Source organism: Variovorax sp. 770b2 (genome assembly GCF_900115685.1).
Lineage (GTDB): Bacteria > Pseudomonadota > Gammaproteobacteria > Burkholderiales > Burkholderiaceae_C > Variovorax.
In genome coordinates, this window is sequence record NZ_FOXJ01000001.1 from 1,672,567 (window position 1) to 1,689,871 (window position 17,305).

The 17,305-nt window shown below is 66.1% G+C and carries 14 protein-coding genes; 6 read left to right on the forward strand and 8 right to left on the reverse strand.

Translation table 11 applies throughout. The features are described from left to right. The first annotated feature begins 4 nt into the window (after nucleotides 1-4). The 4 genes from BM133_RS07650 to BM133_RS07665 are packed head-to-tail and all read left to right on the forward strand — an operon-like array spanning nucleotide 5 to nucleotide 4,983. Nucleotides 5-2,701: a DUF2169 family type VI secretion system accessory protein gene (locus tag BM133_RS07650; protein WP_093432743.1), complete on the forward strand. Its 2,697-nt coding sequence runs from the start codon at nucleotides 5-7 to the stop codon at nucleotides 2,699-2,701. Next, complete coding sequence (locus BM133_RS07655) at nucleotides 2,698-3,822, forward strand: pentapeptide repeat-containing protein (protein WP_093432744.1); 1,125 nt, start codon at nucleotides 2,698-2,700, stop codon at nucleotides 3,820-3,822. The genes BM133_RS07650 and BM133_RS07655 overlap by 4 nt, the downstream gene beginning before the upstream one ends. Beyond that, the gene (locus BM133_RS07660) at nucleotides 3,819-4,559 is read left to right on the forward strand and encodes a DUF3540 domain-containing protein (RefSeq protein ID WP_093432746.1); all 741 of its coding nucleotides are present in this window, start codon (nucleotides 3,819-3,821) and stop codon (nucleotides 4,557-4,559) included. Before BM133_RS07655 ends, BM133_RS07660 begins: the two co-directional genes overlap by 4 nt. Before the next feature lie 37 nt (nucleotides 4,560-4,596). Continuing rightward, complete coding sequence (locus BM133_RS07665; protein ID WP_093432747.1) at nucleotides 4,597-4,983, forward strand: DUF4150 domain-containing protein; 387 nt, start codon at nucleotides 4,597-4,599, stop codon at nucleotides 4,981-4,983. Nucleotides 4,984-5,001: 18 nt separating this feature from the next. On the opposite strand, the gene BM133_RS07670 is transcribed toward BM133_RS07665, so the two are convergent. Then, complete coding sequence (locus BM133_RS07670; protein ID WP_177224747.1) at nucleotides 5,002-6,474, reverse strand: tannase/feruloyl esterase family alpha/beta hydrolase; 1,473 nt, start codon at nucleotides 6,472-6,474, stop codon at nucleotides 5,002-5,004. 862 nt (nucleotides 6,475-7,336) lie between these two features. Between BM133_RS07670 and BM133_RS07675 the strand changes: the two genes are divergently transcribed. Both BM133_RS07675 and BM133_RS07680 read left to right on the forward strand, forming a co-directional pair. Next, nucleotides 7,337-8,869: a S10 family serine carboxypeptidase-like protein gene (locus BM133_RS07675; RefSeq protein ID WP_256219203.1), complete on the forward strand. Its 1,533-nt coding sequence runs from the start codon at nucleotides 7,337-7,339 to the stop codon at nucleotides 8,867-8,869. Between the two features lie 12 nt (nucleotides 8,870-8,881). Then, on the forward strand, nucleotides 8,882-9,295 hold the full coding sequence (locus BM133_RS07680; RefSeq protein WP_177224748.1) for a hypothetical protein: 414 nt from the start codon (nucleotides 8,882-8,884) through the stop codon (nucleotides 9,293-9,295). 87 nt (nucleotides 9,296-9,382) lie between these two features. Here BM133_RS07680 and BM133_RS07685 read toward each other — a convergent pair whose 3' ends face one another. The 7 genes from BM133_RS07685 to BM133_RS07715 all read right to left on the reverse strand — a co-directional run bounded on the left by BM133_RS07685 (nucleotide 9,383) and on the right by BM133_RS07715 (nucleotide 17,273). Beyond that, nucleotides 9,383-10,363, reverse strand: a complete 981-nt coding sequence (locus BM133_RS07685; protein WP_093432752.1) for a tripartite tricarboxylate transporter substrate binding protein — start codon at nucleotides 10,361-10,363, stop codon at nucleotides 9,383-9,385. 116 nt (nucleotides 10,364-10,479) lie between these two features. After that, the gene (locus BM133_RS07690) at nucleotides 10,480-11,895 is read right to left on the reverse strand and encodes a right-handed parallel beta-helix repeat-containing protein (RefSeq protein WP_177224749.1); all 1,416 of its coding nucleotides are present in this window, start codon (nucleotides 11,893-11,895) and stop codon (nucleotides 10,480-10,482) included. Nucleotides 11,896-12,029: 134 nt separating this feature from the next. Further along, on the reverse strand, nucleotides 12,030-13,103 hold the full coding sequence (locus BM133_RS07695) for a patatin-like phospholipase domain-containing protein (RefSeq protein ID WP_093432756.1): 1,074 nt from the start codon (nucleotides 13,101-13,103) through the stop codon (nucleotides 12,030-12,032). Next, nucleotides 13,100-13,513, reverse strand: a complete 414-nt coding sequence (locus BM133_RS07700) for a type II toxin-antitoxin system VapC family toxin (protein ID WP_093432757.1) — start codon at nucleotides 13,511-13,513, stop codon at nucleotides 13,100-13,102. Before BM133_RS07700 ends, BM133_RS07695 begins: the two co-directional genes overlap by 4 nt. Nucleotides 13,514-13,521: 8 nt before the next feature. Next, entirely contained in the window at nucleotides 13,522-13,779 is a 258-nt protein-coding gene (locus BM133_RS07705; protein ID WP_093432759.1) for a type II toxin-antitoxin system Phd/YefM family antitoxin, read from the reverse strand. 64 nt (nucleotides 13,780-13,843) lie between these two features. Continuing rightward, nucleotides 13,844-16,219, reverse strand: a complete 2,376-nt coding sequence (locus tag BM133_RS07710; protein WP_093432761.1) for a Tex family protein — start codon at nucleotides 16,217-16,219, stop codon at nucleotides 13,844-13,846. Between the two features lie 79 nt (nucleotides 16,220-16,298). After that, nucleotides 16,299-17,273, reverse strand: coding sequence for a sensor histidine kinase (locus tag BM133_RS07715; protein WP_093432762.1), 975 nt, complete (start codon nucleotides 17,271-17,273; stop codon nucleotides 16,299-16,301). Nucleotides 17,274-17,305 lie beyond the last annotated feature (32 nt).

The window sequence follows — 17,305 nt, forward strand, 5'->3', positions numbered from 1 at the left end:
CGCCGTGAAGACCGTCAAACCCCTGCGCCTGAGCGTGATCACGCGCCCGTTTTTGCGCGCCGGCCACCAGCGGCTGGGCGTGACGGCGATGGGCATGGTCGCGATGGACGAGATGGGCGAGATGGGCGAAGGGCCCGTGCTGCTGCCAGAGCCCGAGTTCTGGAAAGCGGTCTCCAGCGAACTGGGCCCCGCCGGCGTGCTCGACCTCGGCATGCCCAAGGCCTGCGCCGAATTCCTCGCGACCGGCCATGCCTACACGCACCACCAGAAAGAAAAGACCGCCTGCGCCGTCGCGCTCAACGTCGGCGCGCTGAGCCGGCAGCTCGTGGTGTTCGGCGACCGCTTCTGGCTCGATGGCCGCGCGACCGCGCCGCAGCCCTTCGAATCGATGCGCCTCGATTGGACGCGTGCCTTCGGCGGCCCGGCTTTCGCCGACAACCCGCTGGGCATCGGCCATGCGCCCGAGCTGGTGAATGGGCTGCTGGTGCAGCGCCTGCCCAACGTGGAACATCCGCACCGCCGCATCGACCAGCCCTCTCACCCTCCCTTTCGGCAGCCGGAGCCCGCCTGCTTCGGCGCGATGGACGTGAGCTGGCCGAGCCGCATGCGCCTCATCGGCAAGCACTACGACGCGCACTGGCGCGAGAACCTCTTTCCGGGCTTTTCGGAAGACATGGACTGGCGCCTCTTCAACGCCGCATCGCCCGAGCAGCGCTGGCCCGCGCACGACCGCATTCCGGGCGGCACGCCCTACGAGGTGTGGAACATGCACCCCACCCTGCCGGTGCAGCGCGGCCGGCTGCCGGACTGGCGCGCGCGCGCCTTCATCGCGCACAAGAAAAACGGCGCCGCGTCGGGCCAGGCCGAGCCCGAGCGGTTCGAGGAGGTGCCGCTGCGGCTCACGACCGCTTGGTTCTTTCCGCACCTGTCGCAGATAGCGCTGATCTGGCACGGCGAAACCGCCATCGCGGAAGACGACGCTGCCGACGTGACGCACGTGATGCCGGCGATCGAATCCGCCGCCGAAACCGCGCGGCCGCTCGAACACTACTTCGCGATCCTGCAGCGCCGCAGCGACCCCGAGACGGGCGGCCTCTACATGTTCCGCGACGACGAGTTGCTGCCCGCCGAAGCCATCGGCCCGTGGATCGACCAGATGGAAGAGGAAGAGTCCGTGCTCGTGCGCAACATGCGCGAGCGCGGCAACGCGCTACGGCAAGAGCTCACGCAGCAAGGCCTGGCCGCCGGCCACAAGCCGCGCCATTTCAAGGCGCAGGCGCTGCCCGCGCCCTTCACGAAGATGCCGAAGCTGAACGAACTGCCCGAGTTCATCGAGCGCACCAAGGTCTACGAACGCGAGCAGCAACAAAAGCTCGACGCCGCGCGCCGCGAGCTCGCGCAGATGGCCGAGGCCAATGCGGTGGAGTCGCGCAAGGTGGGTTTCGACAGCGGCACGCTCGTGGCCGATGCGAACGGCAGCCAGGCCAAGGGCCCGCCCAGCTTCGATGCGCGCGCCGTGATGCAGGGCATGCGGGGCATCGCCCCGGCCACGCGCACCGCGCCGCTGTCGCCGGCCCAGGAGGCGGACCTGCGCAAGACCGCGGAAAGCGGCCAGCGCGGCCTCATCGACATGTACCGGCTCGGCGCGCAGCACCAGTCCGCGGCCGATGCCATGACCGCCGGGCGCGCCGGCGAGGCACGCGCACGCGTGCAGGCGCTCATGGCCACCACCCGCGACCTCTGCGGCATGGACCTGACAGGCGCCGACCTCTCGCACATGGACCTGCGCGGCGCCCGCCTGCACCGCACGCTGCTCGAGAGCGCGGACCTTTCCGGCGCGCGGCTGGACGATGCCGACGCCACCGAAGCCGTGCTGGTCCGCGCGCGGCTGGCAGGCGCGTCGCTCGCCGGCTGCGTGCTGCGCGGCGCCAACCTGAGCCTTGCGCACTGCGCGCGCACCTCGTTCGCGCGCGCGCAGTTCGACGAAACGACGATCGAGAGAACCCGCTTCGACGACTGCGATTTCTCGGATGCGCGCTTCTCGCACCTGAACCTCTTCGGCATGCATTTCCAGAACTGCCGCTTCGACCGCGCGCACTTCGACTACGTGACGCTGCTCGAACAGAGCCGCCTCGTGGACTGCAGCTTCCGCGCGGCGAAGCTGCACAAGTTCGGGCTCATCTCCTGCGTGGTCGAGCGCCTGGATTTCTCAGAGGCGAATCTCGAGGCCTGCGCCTGGGTCCACACCGTCGGCGACCACGGCATCGCCTTCGCCGCGGCCACGCTGAAGACCACCTGCTTCGTGGGCACCAGCAGCCTGCGCACCATCGACCTGCAGGACGCGACGCTCATCCAGTGCAGCCTGCGCGAGATGGTGCTCGACGGTGCCCGCCTGGCCCGCGCCACGCTGGACACCTGCGACTTCTCGGGCTGCAGCCTCGTGGGCGCGGACCTGAGCCTCATCGATGCGCCCGAGAGCCTTCTCATCCGCGCCGACCTGACCCATGCGTCGCTGCGCGGCGCCAACCTCATGAACGCAAGCCTCCAGAAAGCGACGCTCGTGGGCGTCGACCTGCGCGACGCCAACCTCTTTCGCGCCGACGTGTCGCAGGCGCTGATCGACACCGTCACCGAAACCCGCGGCGCCCACATCGAACAGGCCAAGACCGTCCCGCGGCGCGCGGCGGAACCGGCGCGATGACGCCGGAGGCGTTGGCGCAGAAGGTTCGCGGCGGCGAGTTCATCAAGGGCCAGGATTTCAAGGGCATGCACCTCGCTCACCTCGACCTGCGCGGCGGCACCTTCGGCGAATGCGATTTCTCGCAGGCGAGCCTCGAAGGCGCGCAGCTGGCCGAATCGATGTTCGACACCTGCCGCTTCGATGGCGCGCGGCTGGCCGCCGCCGACCTGCAGCGCGCGGCCTTTCACAAGTGCAGCCTGCAGCAGGCGAGCCTGCAGGGCGCAACGATGACGCGGGCCGCCTTCAGCGATTCCAGCCTGCAGGGCGCCGACTTCGGGGCGGCCCGGCTCGACCTCGCGGCCTTTCACAAGAGCACGCTCGATGCGGCGCGCTTCGACCACGCCGACCTCACCAAGACCGTGTTCGGCGAATCGACGCTGGACGGGGCGCGCTTCGACGACGTGCGGCTCGACACCACCGTCTACTACCGCGCCGGGCTGCGCGGCGCGAGCTTCAAGGGGGCGAGCTTTCACAACGTGATCTTCAGCGAGGCCGACCTGGCGGGGCAGGATTTCTCGGCGCAGCAATTCCACCTCTGCCAGTTCATCGACGCCCATCTCGCGGGCTGCAACTTCGACCGCGCGCGGCTCACGCAATGCAACTTCAAGGGCGCGAAGCTCGAACGCGCGGTGCTCACGGGCGTGCATGCGCCGCAGTGCCTGTTTCCGGAAGCCGACCTGCGCGGCGCCGACTGCCGCGGCGGTCATTTCGAACAGGGCATCTGGGTCGGTGCGACGCTGGCCGACGCCGACCTCTCGGACGCCCAGCTCGTGCAGTGCGTGTTCCACCGCGCGCGCTGCAACCGCGCTTCGTTCGCGCGCAGCCAGCTGGTCTACGCGGATTTTTCGTATGCCGACCTGAGCGATGCCGACATGCGCGGCGCCACCTTCCAGCGCACGCAGCTGCACCGCGCCATCGAAGCCGGCACGCGCTGGAGCGACCGCCTCGGCGTGCTCGACAGCGATCCCGCGCTGTTCGAGGCCGAGCGCTTTTCGGCCGCTCGCGCGCGCCGTCCGCAACGCGCGGGCCGCGACACCTTCGGGCGGCCACTGCCACCCGACCCCAAGGACACCGCCCCATGACCCACCGCGCCATCCGCGAATCTGCCCAGGCCCCGGCCGGCGTTGCTGCCGGCGACGACGCGCCCTCCCCCGACGCGCACTCTCCCGACATGTACTCCCCCGACATGCAGGCGCTGCTGCGCAAGCCGCTGCCCTCCGCCACGACAGCCGTCTCCCTATGGACGGGCAGCGCCCTCGGCACGGTAGTGCAAGCGCTGGCGGATGGCGGCTTTCTCGTCGCGCCGCAGGACGGCGGCGCCCCCTGGCATTGCCCACTCGCCGCGAGCTGCCTGCTGCAGCCCGCCACGGGCGACACCGTGCTGGTGGCCGGGCCGCACCGCGAACGGCTCTACCTGATCGCGGTCATCACCCAGGCAGATGCCAGCCAGTCGCACATCGTCACCGAGGGCGACCTCACGATCCGCTCGCGCCAGGGACGCATCGCGCTGGATGCGCCCGAACTGCACATGCACGCGCAGAAGGCGCGCGTCGACATCGCCGACATGGACTACCGCGGCGCCGAGGTGCGCGTGACCACGCTGGTCGCGCGCTTCGTGGGCCGCACGCTGGAGACCGTGCTCGACCGGCTGAGCGTGCTCACGCGTTCGAGCTTTCGCCTGACCGAAGAAGTGGAGCAGGTGCGCGCCGGCCAGATCGACATGCAGGCCAAGGAGACGCTTCGCCTGCACGCCAGGAACACCTTGGTCACCAGCAAGGCGCTGGTCAAGGTCGATGCCGAACAGATCCACATGGGCTGACGCCCGTTGACCATCACCGATTCAAGGAGCCGTTGCCATGTTCGCCAATGCACAGATGATGGGCGTGGACCTCGCCTTTCCCGACGTCTGCAAGACGCCGCCGGCGCTGCCCATCCCCTACCCCAACTTCGCGCTCGGGCCCACGGCCATTCCCAACGCCTGGAACATCCTCTACGGCGGCACGCCCGCGCACAACATGGCGACCACCACGCCGATCACCAACGGCGACAACGCGGGCGTGCTGATGGGCGTGGTGTCGCAGACGGTGATGGGCCCTTCGCGCCACATCACCGGCGCGTTCACGGTGCTGCTGAAAGGCACGCCCTGCACACGCATGACCAGCCTGTCGGTGCAGAACCGCTGCAACATCATCGGGATGCGGATCGTGCCGAGCCAGTTCAAGGTGCTGGTGCTGGCGGCCTGAGCGTCGGCTCCGCCGGGATCAATCGGCCGCCAGGCATCCCCACGCGCTCAATGCCTGGTTTGCGGGAATGGCGCCCGATGCATTTCTGGCCAGCGACGGTGCGCCGGCGCCGGCATTGTCGTCGTGCACCCATCGGTCGAGATCGGAAACAGCATTCCAATTCAATTGCATGGCGCTCAGTCCAATTCTCTTGAGCAATGAATTGGTGTTGTAGAAGCCGTGGCTGTAGTCTTCGATGAAATAAGTGCGAACGGAATCCTTTATTTCGCCTGCAGTCGCTTTTCTGGTCAATTGGCTGACGAATTTTCCGGCCTGGGTGCAAGGCACCAGGAAATCAGACGTTCCTTGGTAAATGATGATCTTCTTTCCTTTTTTTCCCGCCCTTTTCTGGCTCGCAGCGGCATCGAAGAAATCACCCAGATCGCCCGGCTTGACATTCCATACAGGCGCGAGCGCATCCAACAGCCTGTTGTAGCCGTCGTAATTCGCGCCGGATTCAATGGCGACATTCGCCAGGTGCCGTGAAGTCGCACCCAGCGCATCGCTCAGGGTTTGAGCCGATACATCCTGACCGAACAGACTGGTGAGCATGGCGGCGCTGCTGTTCCAATTGACCACCCAATCATTGACCACCGCCGGCACCTCCAGCGCTTTGAGCAGATTGGTTTCGTCGACGGGGGGAGCGCCCGCGATGACACCGTCATATGCATCCGGCCAGTTCGCAATGGCTTTCAATGCCTGCCTGCCGCCCGTGGAAATACCTACGAAATAGGTATCGGTGGGCGTCGTTCCGGTCAATTTCTTAACCAGATACAACCCAACATCGAGCGATTTCTTGATGGCGTCCTGCCCGAAATTCTTCACGGCCTCTTGCCTCGGAACATCGCCGAGTTGCTTGCCGGGCCGCACGAATTGCGGATCGAATGCCTTCGAGGAATCGCCGGCCCCCGCATCGCTGAGAACGACCGCGTAATTGGACAACGCCGGTCCCTGGACCGAGGGCGAGAATTGCTGGTTGGCCTGCAGGTCCGCCGCCACGACATCGGCACTCCAGGCAAATCCACCGCCACCGAGCTGGACGAATTTGCCATTCCATTGCGACGGGATATAGACCTGGTAATTGATATCGGGAACCCGGTAGTCGGGTGCCTTGACGGCGGGGTCTATTCCACCGGGGGAAGCGGGCTGGATCGTTCCCTTGATCAGGCAATAGGAGGGAAGTGCAAGCCAGACCTGTTCCACCGAGGCAATCTTGAATCCCCCGGTTCTTGGCGAGGGAAATTTCGCACTGCGAAGATCATTCAGTACGGCATCGCCATATGCCGCCCCATTCAATTGGTTGGAGCATGTCCGGATGAGGGTTCCGGAAATATCGCCGGCTGCATGGGCCAATGAAAAAAATCCTCCGCAGGCAACCGCTGCGAAAAGCGCCCTGTGCAACCGCAGCGAATACCGTTGCCGCGAAGACCTGCTGTTTTTTGTCTTGGTCAAGATTTGTCTCCATTTGATTGAATTGAATATTCACAGGTGCCGTCCATTTCCGGATCGCGCCCTACCTTTCTTCGGAGGCCGTGAAATTCTCGATCGCCTGGGGACGGACCGCACTATCCCTGCGGCGCCAATCGAATGACCTTCAGTGCGTACGGAAGCGCGTTATTCCCATTTTTCTCTCCACTTGGCGGTCTCCGCCGTGATGAACGCATCGAACTCCTGTGGCGGGGCCGTCCACCAAGTCAGCTTTCAGTCAGGCTGCGAAAAATAGATTCCGCTTGCCGATCAATTAATCGATGAATTAATCAATCAACCAAAAGATTGAAATCGAAATAATTAATTAACGTGCAATGTAATGTGGATTGACTACATTGGAAGATTTATTCTTGCAATTCGGAAAAATCCAGAATTCAATTCAGGACCAGCGAGGGTTTTCTGAATCCGCAGCGCAGAGGGAAGACTGAAAGATCATCGAATTTCGGTGCTTGCACAACGAGCGCCGAAACGAACCGGGTCGTGCGGCCATTCGCAGTCGGATGGCATCTCGCGGCCCGGCTCGAAGGCGAACGGCGCTCACCAGTGCCGTTCTTTTTTTGACCTCTCGGAGATCGCATTCATGCATCGCAGAAGTTTGAGTCGAGCCGTCTTCACGGCTTTTGCCGCCGCCGCCCTGGCGGCATGCGGCGGTGGGGGCGACAGCCCCTCGTCATTCGCGCCGGTTTCAAGCGCGCCCACGTCCGGGCCGGCGGCCGAAGCACCCGCGCCGAACGCCGGCAGCAATGCGCTTGCCAACGTGGCGGTGGTGGACAAGGTCCTGGACGATCCCAACACCTACAACACGACGCGAACCGGTTCGATCGCGCTGTCGTCGGTCAACGAGGACACCTCGCTCAAGCAACACACGATCACCATCGATGGGCAGGCCCTGAACTACGTGGCGCGCGCCGGGCATCTGGTGGCCTACAAGGGTGTGGGCGCCACCAAGAAGGCCGAGGCGGCGATCTTCTACACCTCGTACACGCGCGATGACCTGCCCAGGGAAGACCGCCCCGTGACCTTCCTGTGGAACGGCGGCCCCGGCTCCGCGTCCATCTGGCTGCACATGGGCTCATGGGGCCCGAAGCGGCTGAAGTCGGACGCGCCCAACATGCCCAACCCCACCGTGCAACCCACGAGCTTCCCGTTCGAGGACAACGCGATCTCGCTGCTGGACAAGTCGGACATCGTCTTCGTCGATCCGCCCGGCACGGGGCTTTCGACCGCCATCTCGCCCTTGCGCAACGCGGACCTCTGGGGCACCGACATCGATGCCCAGGTGGTGGCCGACTTCATCGTCGCCTACACCAACAAGTTCAACCGCCAGAGTTCGCCCAAGTACCTGTATGGCGAGTCGTATGGCGGCATCCGCACGCCCATCGTCGCCAACCTGCTCGAGCAGGCCGGCACCAGCGGCTATGTGCCCGATCCTTCGGGCAAGCCGGCGAAGGTGCTGGCCGGGTTCATCCTCAATTCGCCGCTGGTCGACTACAACTCCAACTGCGACATGATGGACGAGCAGTCGTCCTGCGAGGGCTACATCCCCTCGTATGCGATGGCGGCGGACTACTTCCAGAAAACCACCAAGCGCGGGAACAAGACCCAGGACCAGTACCTGGGCGAATTGCGAACCCTCGCGAGGACGACGTTCAAGAAAACGCTGACCACCTACTTCGGCCCGAACGACTTCAGCGTTCCCAGGAGCCAGAGCCAGTGGAACACCTTCGCCGCCAGCACGGCCGGCCAGACGGTGCTCAACCAGATGGCGGCCTACACCGGCATTTCCGCGGCGACCTGGAAGAGCAGCTTCAACTACGGTCCCGCCAGCTTCCGCACGGCACTGGTCGCGGGCAATACGCTCGGCCGCTACGACGCGCGGATGAAGGTTCCCAACGGCAACAGCTTTGCGGCGGACGACTACATCAACGTCGCGTTCCTGAACCAGATGAAGACCTACTTCCCCGACTTCGTGAACTACAAGAACAAGACGGCCTACCAGCCGCTGAACGACCAGACGATCCAGGCCTGGAAATGGCGGCGTGCCGGCAGCAGCGACTTCTACCCGCAGAGCATCACCGACATCCAGGCGGTGCTGACCGCCAACCCGAACAGCAAGATGCTGATCCTGCACGGCTATGAAGACGTGGCGACGCCGGGCTTCCAGACCGAACTGGACCTGGAAAGCGTGAACCTGGGCAGCCGGATCCCGGTCAAATGGTTCGAAGGCGGCCACATGATCTACAACACCGAGGCATCGCGGGCGCCGCTCAAGCAGACGCTCAACGACTACTACGCCCTGCCGGCCCAGGACGCGCTGGACAGCGCCGGCGCCAGCGCTTCGGCCGCCCAACTCCAGTAAGCGAGGACCACCATGAAAAACACATCTTTCTGGTTGACCGCCAGCGCCATCGCCACCCTCGTGCCGTTGATGGGCATGAGCACCGCGCACGCCTACGACGACATGCCCAGGCCGCCACCGCCGCCCAAGGGCTGGGTCCATCCGCCGAAGCCGACTGAAAACTCCGTCGTGCAGCACGTCCAGACCCAGACCAGCGAGCGCTTCGCCGCCGCCGCGGGGGGCGACGTCAACGGCATGCTGTCCCAGCAGCAGGCCAAGGCGGCAGGCTGGGGTTTCGTGAGCGACCATTTCAGCGAGATCGACCAAGCCGGCAGCGGCTATGTCCGGCTCGACGACGTGCTGCGCTTTCAGTCGCAACGCACGCCCCAGCAGGTCATGCGCATGAAGGCTGCGGCAAAGACGAACACGCAGACCGACAAGCAGTAAAACGCCGAGCGAGAAAGGCCGCGCCGGCCAACAAGCCGGCGCGGCTGGGCGAATGCGCCACACGCGGCGATCGAACGCGCGAGCGCGTTATTCCGCCTTCACCCCCGCCGTGCGAATGACCTTGCCCCACTTGGCCGTCTCCGCCGTGATGAATGCATCGAATTCCTCGGGCGTGCTGCCCGCCGGAATGGTGCCCATCGCGTCGAGCTTCGCACGCGTCTCGTCGCTCCTGATGATCCGCGCCACCTCCTCCGACATGCGCTTGACGACATCGCGCGGCGTGCCCGCCGGTGCCAGCATGCCGGCCCAGGTGCTGCCGGTGAAGCCCGCGAAGCCCTGCTCGATGAAGGTCGGCACTTCGGGCGCGGCCGCCAGGCGCTTGTCGCCCGCCACGCCGATCAGCCGCACCTTGCCGGCCTTGGCCTGGTTGATGAGGCCGGTGGGCGCATCGAAGAACAGCTGGATCTGCCCGCCCATGAGGTCCGTGAGCGCGGGCACGGCGCCGCGGTACGGGATGTGGATCATGTAGGTCTGCGTGAGCGACTTCCACAGCTCGGTGGTCAGGTGCGCCGCCGAGCCGTTGCCCGAGGAGCCGAAGCTCACCTTGCCGGGGTTGGCGCGCGCGTAGTCGATGAGCTCGCGCGCGGTCTTGAACGGCGCGTTGATGTTCACCGCGGCCAGGAGCGGCGAGATGCCCATCAGCGAGACGCCCGTCAGGTCCTTCTGCGGGTCGTAGGGCAGCTTGGGGTACAGCGTGGTGTTGGCCGCGTAGGCCGCGATGACGACGCCGAAGGTGCTGCCGTCGGCCGGCGCCTTGGCGATGGCGTCGACGCCGATGAGGCTGTTGGCGCCGGGCTTGTTGTCGATCAGCACCGGCTGGCCAAGCCGCGCCTGCAGGCCGATCTGCACGAGCCGCGCCATCTGGTCGGTGAAGCCGCCGGGCGTGTACGGCACGACGATGCGGATCGGCTTGCTGGGCCACGCGGTCTGCGCGAAGGCCGGGACGGCGAGGCTGGATGCGGCAGCGGCGAGCGTGAATCGGCGGCGTGTCAGCGTGGAATGCGGCATGAGGGCTTGTCTCTTTCTTTGTTGCTTCTGAATGGATCGGGCCATTCTCGAAGCGCCATCTGCGATGCCCGTCAGGGTTTGTCCGGCCCGATCGGTCCGCGGGCCGGCATCGAGGTTCAGCGCGGCACGCCGTAGCCCAACGGTCCGTCGACGACCTGGCCTTCGCACGCCGGATCCCAGCTCACGAAATGGTCGCTGCCCACCCGGCATCGGTAGAAACGTTGCGATGCAGCAAACCCCTGCTCGAACGAATAGCCCAGGATGGAGTGCAGGACCTGGCCTTCGCAGTTCGCATCCAGGCTGATGAAGTCGTTCTGCGCGACCGTCGACTGCACGCAGCGATAGACAGGCGCGCTTCTGGCGCTGGGTCGCGGCGAGAGACTGAGTGCGATCGTCGCCTCCTTCACCGTGTTCGGCATTGGCCACGAGCTCTCGTAGTGGAAGGCACCCGACAGCCGCTGGATTTCGTAGTCGTTGATACCGCCATGGGCCAGCGTGATCGATGCGTCGCCGATGACATTGCTTCCAGTGTTAGACGAAGAGAGATTCGTGAACGTGCCGACGCCGCGCGCCACGTTCCCGTGGACCTGCAACGAGGTGTCGATCGCGGAGCCCTGATTCAGGTAGAAGCCCACGCCGGGGTGGTTGTAGATGTAGTTGCCCGAGAACTGGATGTTGGACAGGGTCACGCCGTCGGTCGCGTTGGCCGTTCCGAGTTCGACGGCCGACACCTCGAGGCTGGAGCAATTGAAGCAGCGGCCGTCGCCGAACACATTGTTGACAACGCTCAGGTTGTTGGCGCGAACCAGATACATCTGGCCACCGGTCGTGATTCCGCCACGCCCGTCGGGCCACTGGCCGTTGTAGTGGTTGCGGTTGAAGACGTTGTTGGCAATGACGTTGTCGCCGGGCGTCGTGCCCCCTGCGCCTTCGATCGCGAGGCCATTGGTTCGCGATGCGGCGAACACGGAATTCCGCACCTGGATCCTGCTGCTGTTCTCGAACAGCGCATGCCCGATGTAGAGGCCGATGATTCCGGCACTGGATACCGAGGAATTCAGGAAGCTGAAGCCGTTCACGCCCCAGACGTTGACCACATAGGCCTTGCCGTCATGCACGTGGACATCGTCGAGCCGAACGTCGGAGGAGCGGGCGACATCGATGGTCGGCGGGCATGCGTCGTTGGGGCTGCACGGAGGCACCGCACCGTTCTCATCGATAACGAGGCGAGACAGCTGGATGTTGGAGGCCATGTTCGAGATGCGGATCGCAGGACAGACCTTTTGCTGCGTGAGGCGCGTCAACCGGTGACCATTGCCGTCGAAAACCTTGTTCTGAAGTGAATTGATTTCCAGCAATGGACCACCTCCCGCCGTGCAGCAATCGCTCGCGCCGTTCTGCCCGCACACGAGATCGGCGGTGAACCTGAAGGTGTCGTAGGAGTTTTGATATTGAAGACAGGAGGCCAGCGTGGCCAGGCTTCCGATATCGCAGGTGGCGGCATTTGCACCGCTCCAGAGGCCCAGGACCATGAATGCCCGAAATGCTTGCCGCGCAAGGCAAGAGAAGAGATTTCTCATGAACGCTCCCTGTGAATGGATTCGAGTGATTTTTAGAGACGGTGCGCCGTGGCCGACGCGGAATCGATGAAGCGGCCGGAGCCGTCTCAGAGGGGGAGTATCTCTGCGGCGCTGCCGCGCGCCAGCCATTCCTGCAGCTCGTCCGACAACCGCTGCGCCTCACGCGTGGCCTTGCCCCAGGCCGCGATGCGCGCCTGCGCGTCGTTCTGGAAATGGATGAAGTCCTTGCGGTCGGGCAGCTTGCCGTTGGGCAGCGATTTCACCCATTCGGGATCGGGCGCGAGCACGACCATGCGGTCCAGGAACCCGGTGGACTTGTGGCGCCAGCGCAGGCCCTTGTCGAGCCAGCCCGGCACCACCGCGCGCTGGAAGTGCGGATACAGCACGATGCCTTCGTCGGCAGGCTGGTAGTCCAGGTGCAGGTGGTAGTCGGTGATGCCGCCGTCCCAGTACGCGCCACGCGGCGCGCCCGGGATGTCGTGCACCGCGGCGAGCAGGAACGGGATCGAGCACGAGGCCTGCAGCACCAGGTTGAAGTTGGCTTCGCTCAGCGCGTGCTGGCGGGTGCGAAAGTCCTGCGTGCCGAAAGGCAGCACCGCGCCTGGCGTGGAGAACACGCAGCGCTCCAGCCACGCGCCCAGGCTCTTGCGGTAGACGCTGTTGGACGCGAAGGCGCCCAGGTAGCCGAACGGCGTGCGCGCCCTGCCCTCGCGCCCGAGGATGTGGCGCCCGCGCGAGGTCACCACATGCAGGCGATAGCGCGGGTGGTTCAGCACCTCGCCGATGCGCCCGCCGTAGAAATCGACCAGGCTTTGCGCGAAGCGCTCGCTGAGCTGGGGTGGGCTCAGGCGCTTCTGGCCCGGCGGCACTTCGAACTGCTGGCGCACGTAGTCGTGCTCGAAGCGCTGGAAAGCGGTCTCGGGGTCCGAGAGGCAGGCCGTGGAGAGCCGCCACGCGCCGATCGACGCACCCACCAGATCCACCGGCTGGCTCGACTGCGTGAGCCAGCGGCCGAAGATGAAGCGGTCCAGCGGCCCGAGGATCAGGCCCTTCGGCCCGCCCGCCGCGCCGGGAACGGTGCGCACGTCCTCGGGACGCAGGCCGTGCTGCTCGATGTGTTTGCGGGCCGCGGGGCCGGCGTAGATGCGCAGGGCTTTCATGCCGGGCTCGGCCCGAACGGATTGAAGACCTCGATGCCGAAACCGGCGAAGTCGGCCACGTTGCGCGTCACGACGGTCAGCGCGTGCTGCTTGGCTGTGGCGGCGATCATGGCGTCTTCATACAGCGTGTCGGAGCTGCGATGCATGAGCTTCGCCCACAGCCTGAAAGTCTCCGCGTCCATCGGCAGGACGTTGTACGAGGCTGCAACCAGCACGGCCCACTGCTCGATTTCGTCGGCCTTGGCGGCGTCCTGCTCGCGCGTCAACTCGATGCCGGCCTGGATTTCACCCAGCGTCACAGCCGAGAGATGCAGGTCGATGTCGGCGATGGGAGCGAGCCATGCAACGACCGCGCCGTGAGGACGAGGCCGACGCAGCTCCGAAATGACGTTCGTGTCCAGGAGATACATGCGAACCCTCAGGGCATCGGCGTGACGCGGCGCCTGCGCGCAGCGCCTCGCCGTGGAACGAGAAACTCGGTGCGCGCCTGCTCGGAAAGAAGCAGTTCCTTGAGCGAAGGCCGGGCCGTCTCATGCAGCCGCCGCCATTCCGCAGCCGGGACCAGCACGGCAGCCTCGGCCCCTCGCTTGGTGACCATTTGCGGACCGTCGTTGAGACAAGCCTCAAGAAATTCGCTGAAACGCGCTTTGGCGTCCTGTACCGGCCAGGTTTTCATGGCAGCCACCCATCAAACTAGTTAGCTGACTAGTTTAACAGGTGGCCGCACCCTCTGCCGGCGACTACTTGCGCAGCCCCTGCAGCTTGGCGAACGCGCTGGCCATCTGGCCGGCGGGCTGGGGCGAGTTGTCGCGGCGCGGCTGCTGCTGGTTGCCGCGGCCTGCGCCTTCGAAGCGGTTGTCGCGCGGGCCGTCGCGGCGCGCGGGCGCTGCGTCCAGCTTCATCGAGAGACCGATGCGCTTGCGCGCCACGTCCACCTCCATCACCTTGACCTTGACGATGTCGCCGGTCTTCACGACCTCGCGCGCGTCGTTCACGAACTTGTGGCTCAGCTGGCTCACGTGTACGAGGCCGTCCTGGTGAACACCGAGGTCGACGAAGGCGCCGAACTGGGCCACGTTGCTCACCGTGCCCTCCAGGATCATGCCCTCGACCAGGTCCTTGATGTCGTCCACGCCGTCGTTGAAGCGCGCCACCTTGAAGTCGGGGCGCGGGTCGCGGCCGGGCTTCTCCAGTTCGCCCAGGATGTCCTTGACCGTGATGACGCCGAACTTCTCGTTGGCGAAGAGTTCGGGCTTCAGGGTCTTGAGCATCTCGGCGCGGCCCATCAGCTCGGCGATCGGCTTGCCGGTCTTCACGATGATCTGCTCGACCAGCGGATAGGTCTCCGGGTGCACGCCGGTGATGTCCAGCGGATCGGCGCCGCCGCGGATGCGCAGGAACCCGGCGCTCTGCTCGAAGGCCTTGGGGCCGAAGCCGGTCACGTCCAGCAGCTGCTTGCGGGTGGAGAACGCGCCGTTCGATTCGCGCCAGCGCACCACGGCCTTGGCCACGCTGCCCGAGAGGCCCGACACGCGGCTGAGCAGCGGCACGCTCGCGGTGTTCAGGTCCACGCCCACCGAGTTCACGCAGTCCTCGACCACCGCCTGCAGGGTGCGGGCGAGCTCGCTCTGGTTCACGTCGTGCTGGTACTGGCCCACGCCGATGCTCTTGGGGTCGATCTTCACGAGCTCGGCCAGCGGGTCTTGAAGGCGGCGCGCGATGGAGGCGGCGCCGCGCAGGCTCACGTCCACGTCGGGCATTTCCTGCGAAGCGAATTCGCTGGCGGAATACACGGAGGCGCCGGCCTCGCTGACCACGACCTTCTCGACCGTCATCTCGGGCGCGCCGGCCTGCGCGGCCATCTTGGCCAGCAGCTTGATGAGGTCGGCGGCCAGCTTGTCGGTCTCGCGGCTGGCGGTGCCGTTGCCGATGGCGATGAGGTTCACGCCGTGCTTGGCGCAGAGCTTGCCCAGCGTGTGCAGCGAGCCTTCCCAGTCCTTGCGCGGCTCGTGCGGGAACACGGTGGCGGTCTCCACCAGCTTGCCGGTCGAATCGACCACGGCCACCTTCACGCCGGTACGGATGCCGGGGTCCAGGCCCATCACGACGCGCGGGCCGGCGGGTGCGGCCAGGAGCAGGTCGCGCAGGTTGTCGGCGAAGACCTTGATCGCGACCTTCTCGGCGTCTTCGCGCAGGCGCGTGAAAAGGTCGCGCTCGGTCGACAGGGCCAGCTTCACGCGCCAGGTCCAGGCCACGCACTTGCGCAGCAGGTCGTCGGCCGGCCGGCCGGCGTGACTCCAACCCAGGTGCAGCGCGATCTTGCCTTCGGCGATGCTGGGCTTGCCCGGCTCGGGCTCCACCGGCAGCACCAGCTTGGCGTCGAGGATGTCGAGCGCGCGGCCGCGGAACACGGCCAGCGCGCGGTGCGAGGGCACGCGGCCGATGGGCTCGTCGTATTCGAAGTAGTCGCGGAACTTGGCGATGTCGGCGTTGTTCTCGTCCTTGCCGGCCATGAGGCTGGACTTGAGCAGGCCCTCGGCCCAGAGCCACTCGCGCAGGCGCTGCACCAGCACGGCGTCTTCGGCCCAGCGCTCGGAAAGAATGTCGCGCACGCCGTCGAGCACGAGCGCCGGGGTGGAGAAATCGGGCCCCGGCTTGCCGTCGTCCAGCGTGGTGGCCGGCTGCAGGAAGGCCTTGGCTTCGACGGCCGGATCGAGCGTCGGGTCGGCCAGGAGCTTGTCGGCCAGCGGCTCGATGCCGAATTCGCGGGCGATCTGGCCCTTGGTGCGGCGCTTCTGCTTGAACGGCAGGTACAGGTCTTCCAGCTCCTGCTTGGTGGGCGCGAATTCGATCGCGGCGCGCAGCTGGGGGGTGAGCTTGCCCTGCTCGTCGATGGCCTTGAGCACCGCCACGCGGCGGTCCTCGAGTTCGCGCAGGTAGGAAAGACGCGCTTCGAGTTCGCGCAGTTGAATGTCGTCCAGGCCGCCGGTCACTTCCTTGCGGTAGCGGGCGATGAATGGAACCGTGGCGCCTTCGTCGAGCAGTTCGACGGCGGCCTTCACCTGGTGCTCGCCGACCTTGATTTCAGTGGCGAGCTGGCGAATGATTTTCTGCATGTCTTGAGCGCATCCCTGGCAAAGCGCGGAAGTTTGCCATAGGCGCGGACGGGTTCCGGCGGCCGGCGCCGCAGCCCTGTTACAGGCTGCTCCCGGCGTCGGGCTTTGCGGCGGCAGGCGCCAGCGCTTCGCCGGAAAGCACCAGGCGGATGCACAGGCCCTGGGGAACGGCGTCCATGACCGCCAGTTCGCCGTGCAGCGCATCGGCCCGCGCGCGCATGCTGCGAAGCCCCTTGCCCAGTTGCTCGAGCGGCATGGGGGCCGAGGCGTCCAGGCCGCGGCCGTTGTCCTGCACCTCGAGCACGAGCCCGCGCGAGCGTCCGCGCGGGCCGAAGCGAACCTCGACGCGGCTGGCGTGGGAGTGGCGCAGCGCGTTGGACAAGGCCTCCTGCGCGATCCTGCAGACCTGCATCGCGGACTCGGGGGACATGGCATGCGCGAGCGGCACCTCGTGCACGTTCCATGCGAGACCGATGCCCAGCCGGTCGAAGGCGGGCTGCAGCCGGTAGCGCAGGTGGGCCAGGCGCTCGGCGATGGTGGCCGAGGCCTGGTCGTCCAGCGAATCCACCGTCATCTGCAATTCCAGCAGGCAGGCCTGCAGGGCCATCGACAACTCGCTCGGCTCGGCCGAGCGCGGGTCCTGGCTGGCCAGGAGCGCCACCAGCCGGGAGCCCACGCCGTCATGCAGGTCGCTGGCGATGCGGCGCCGCTCGGCCAGCACCGCCTGCACCTGCCGAAAGCGCACGACGCGGCGGCGCGAGAGGTACCCGATGCCGATGATCATGCCGAACACGGCGATGTTGGCGGCCTGCAGCACCCAGACGGCCGGCGGAACGTTGCTTCCGACCACTGTCAGCGCCGTGGTGGCCCGCAGCACCTGTCCGGTCACCGGCGTGAGGTGCAGCGTGAAGGCCAGCGCAGCCCACAGCAGCATCCGGCGGCGCGAAGCCCGGGGCCACAGCCAGGCCAGCAGCGCAACCCATGCGGCGATCGAGAGCCACACGAACTGCTCTTCCAGATAGAGCGGCAGCTGGAGAAGCACCGAGGACAGCATGAGCGGGCCGGCAGGTTGCGCCTGGTTGCCAC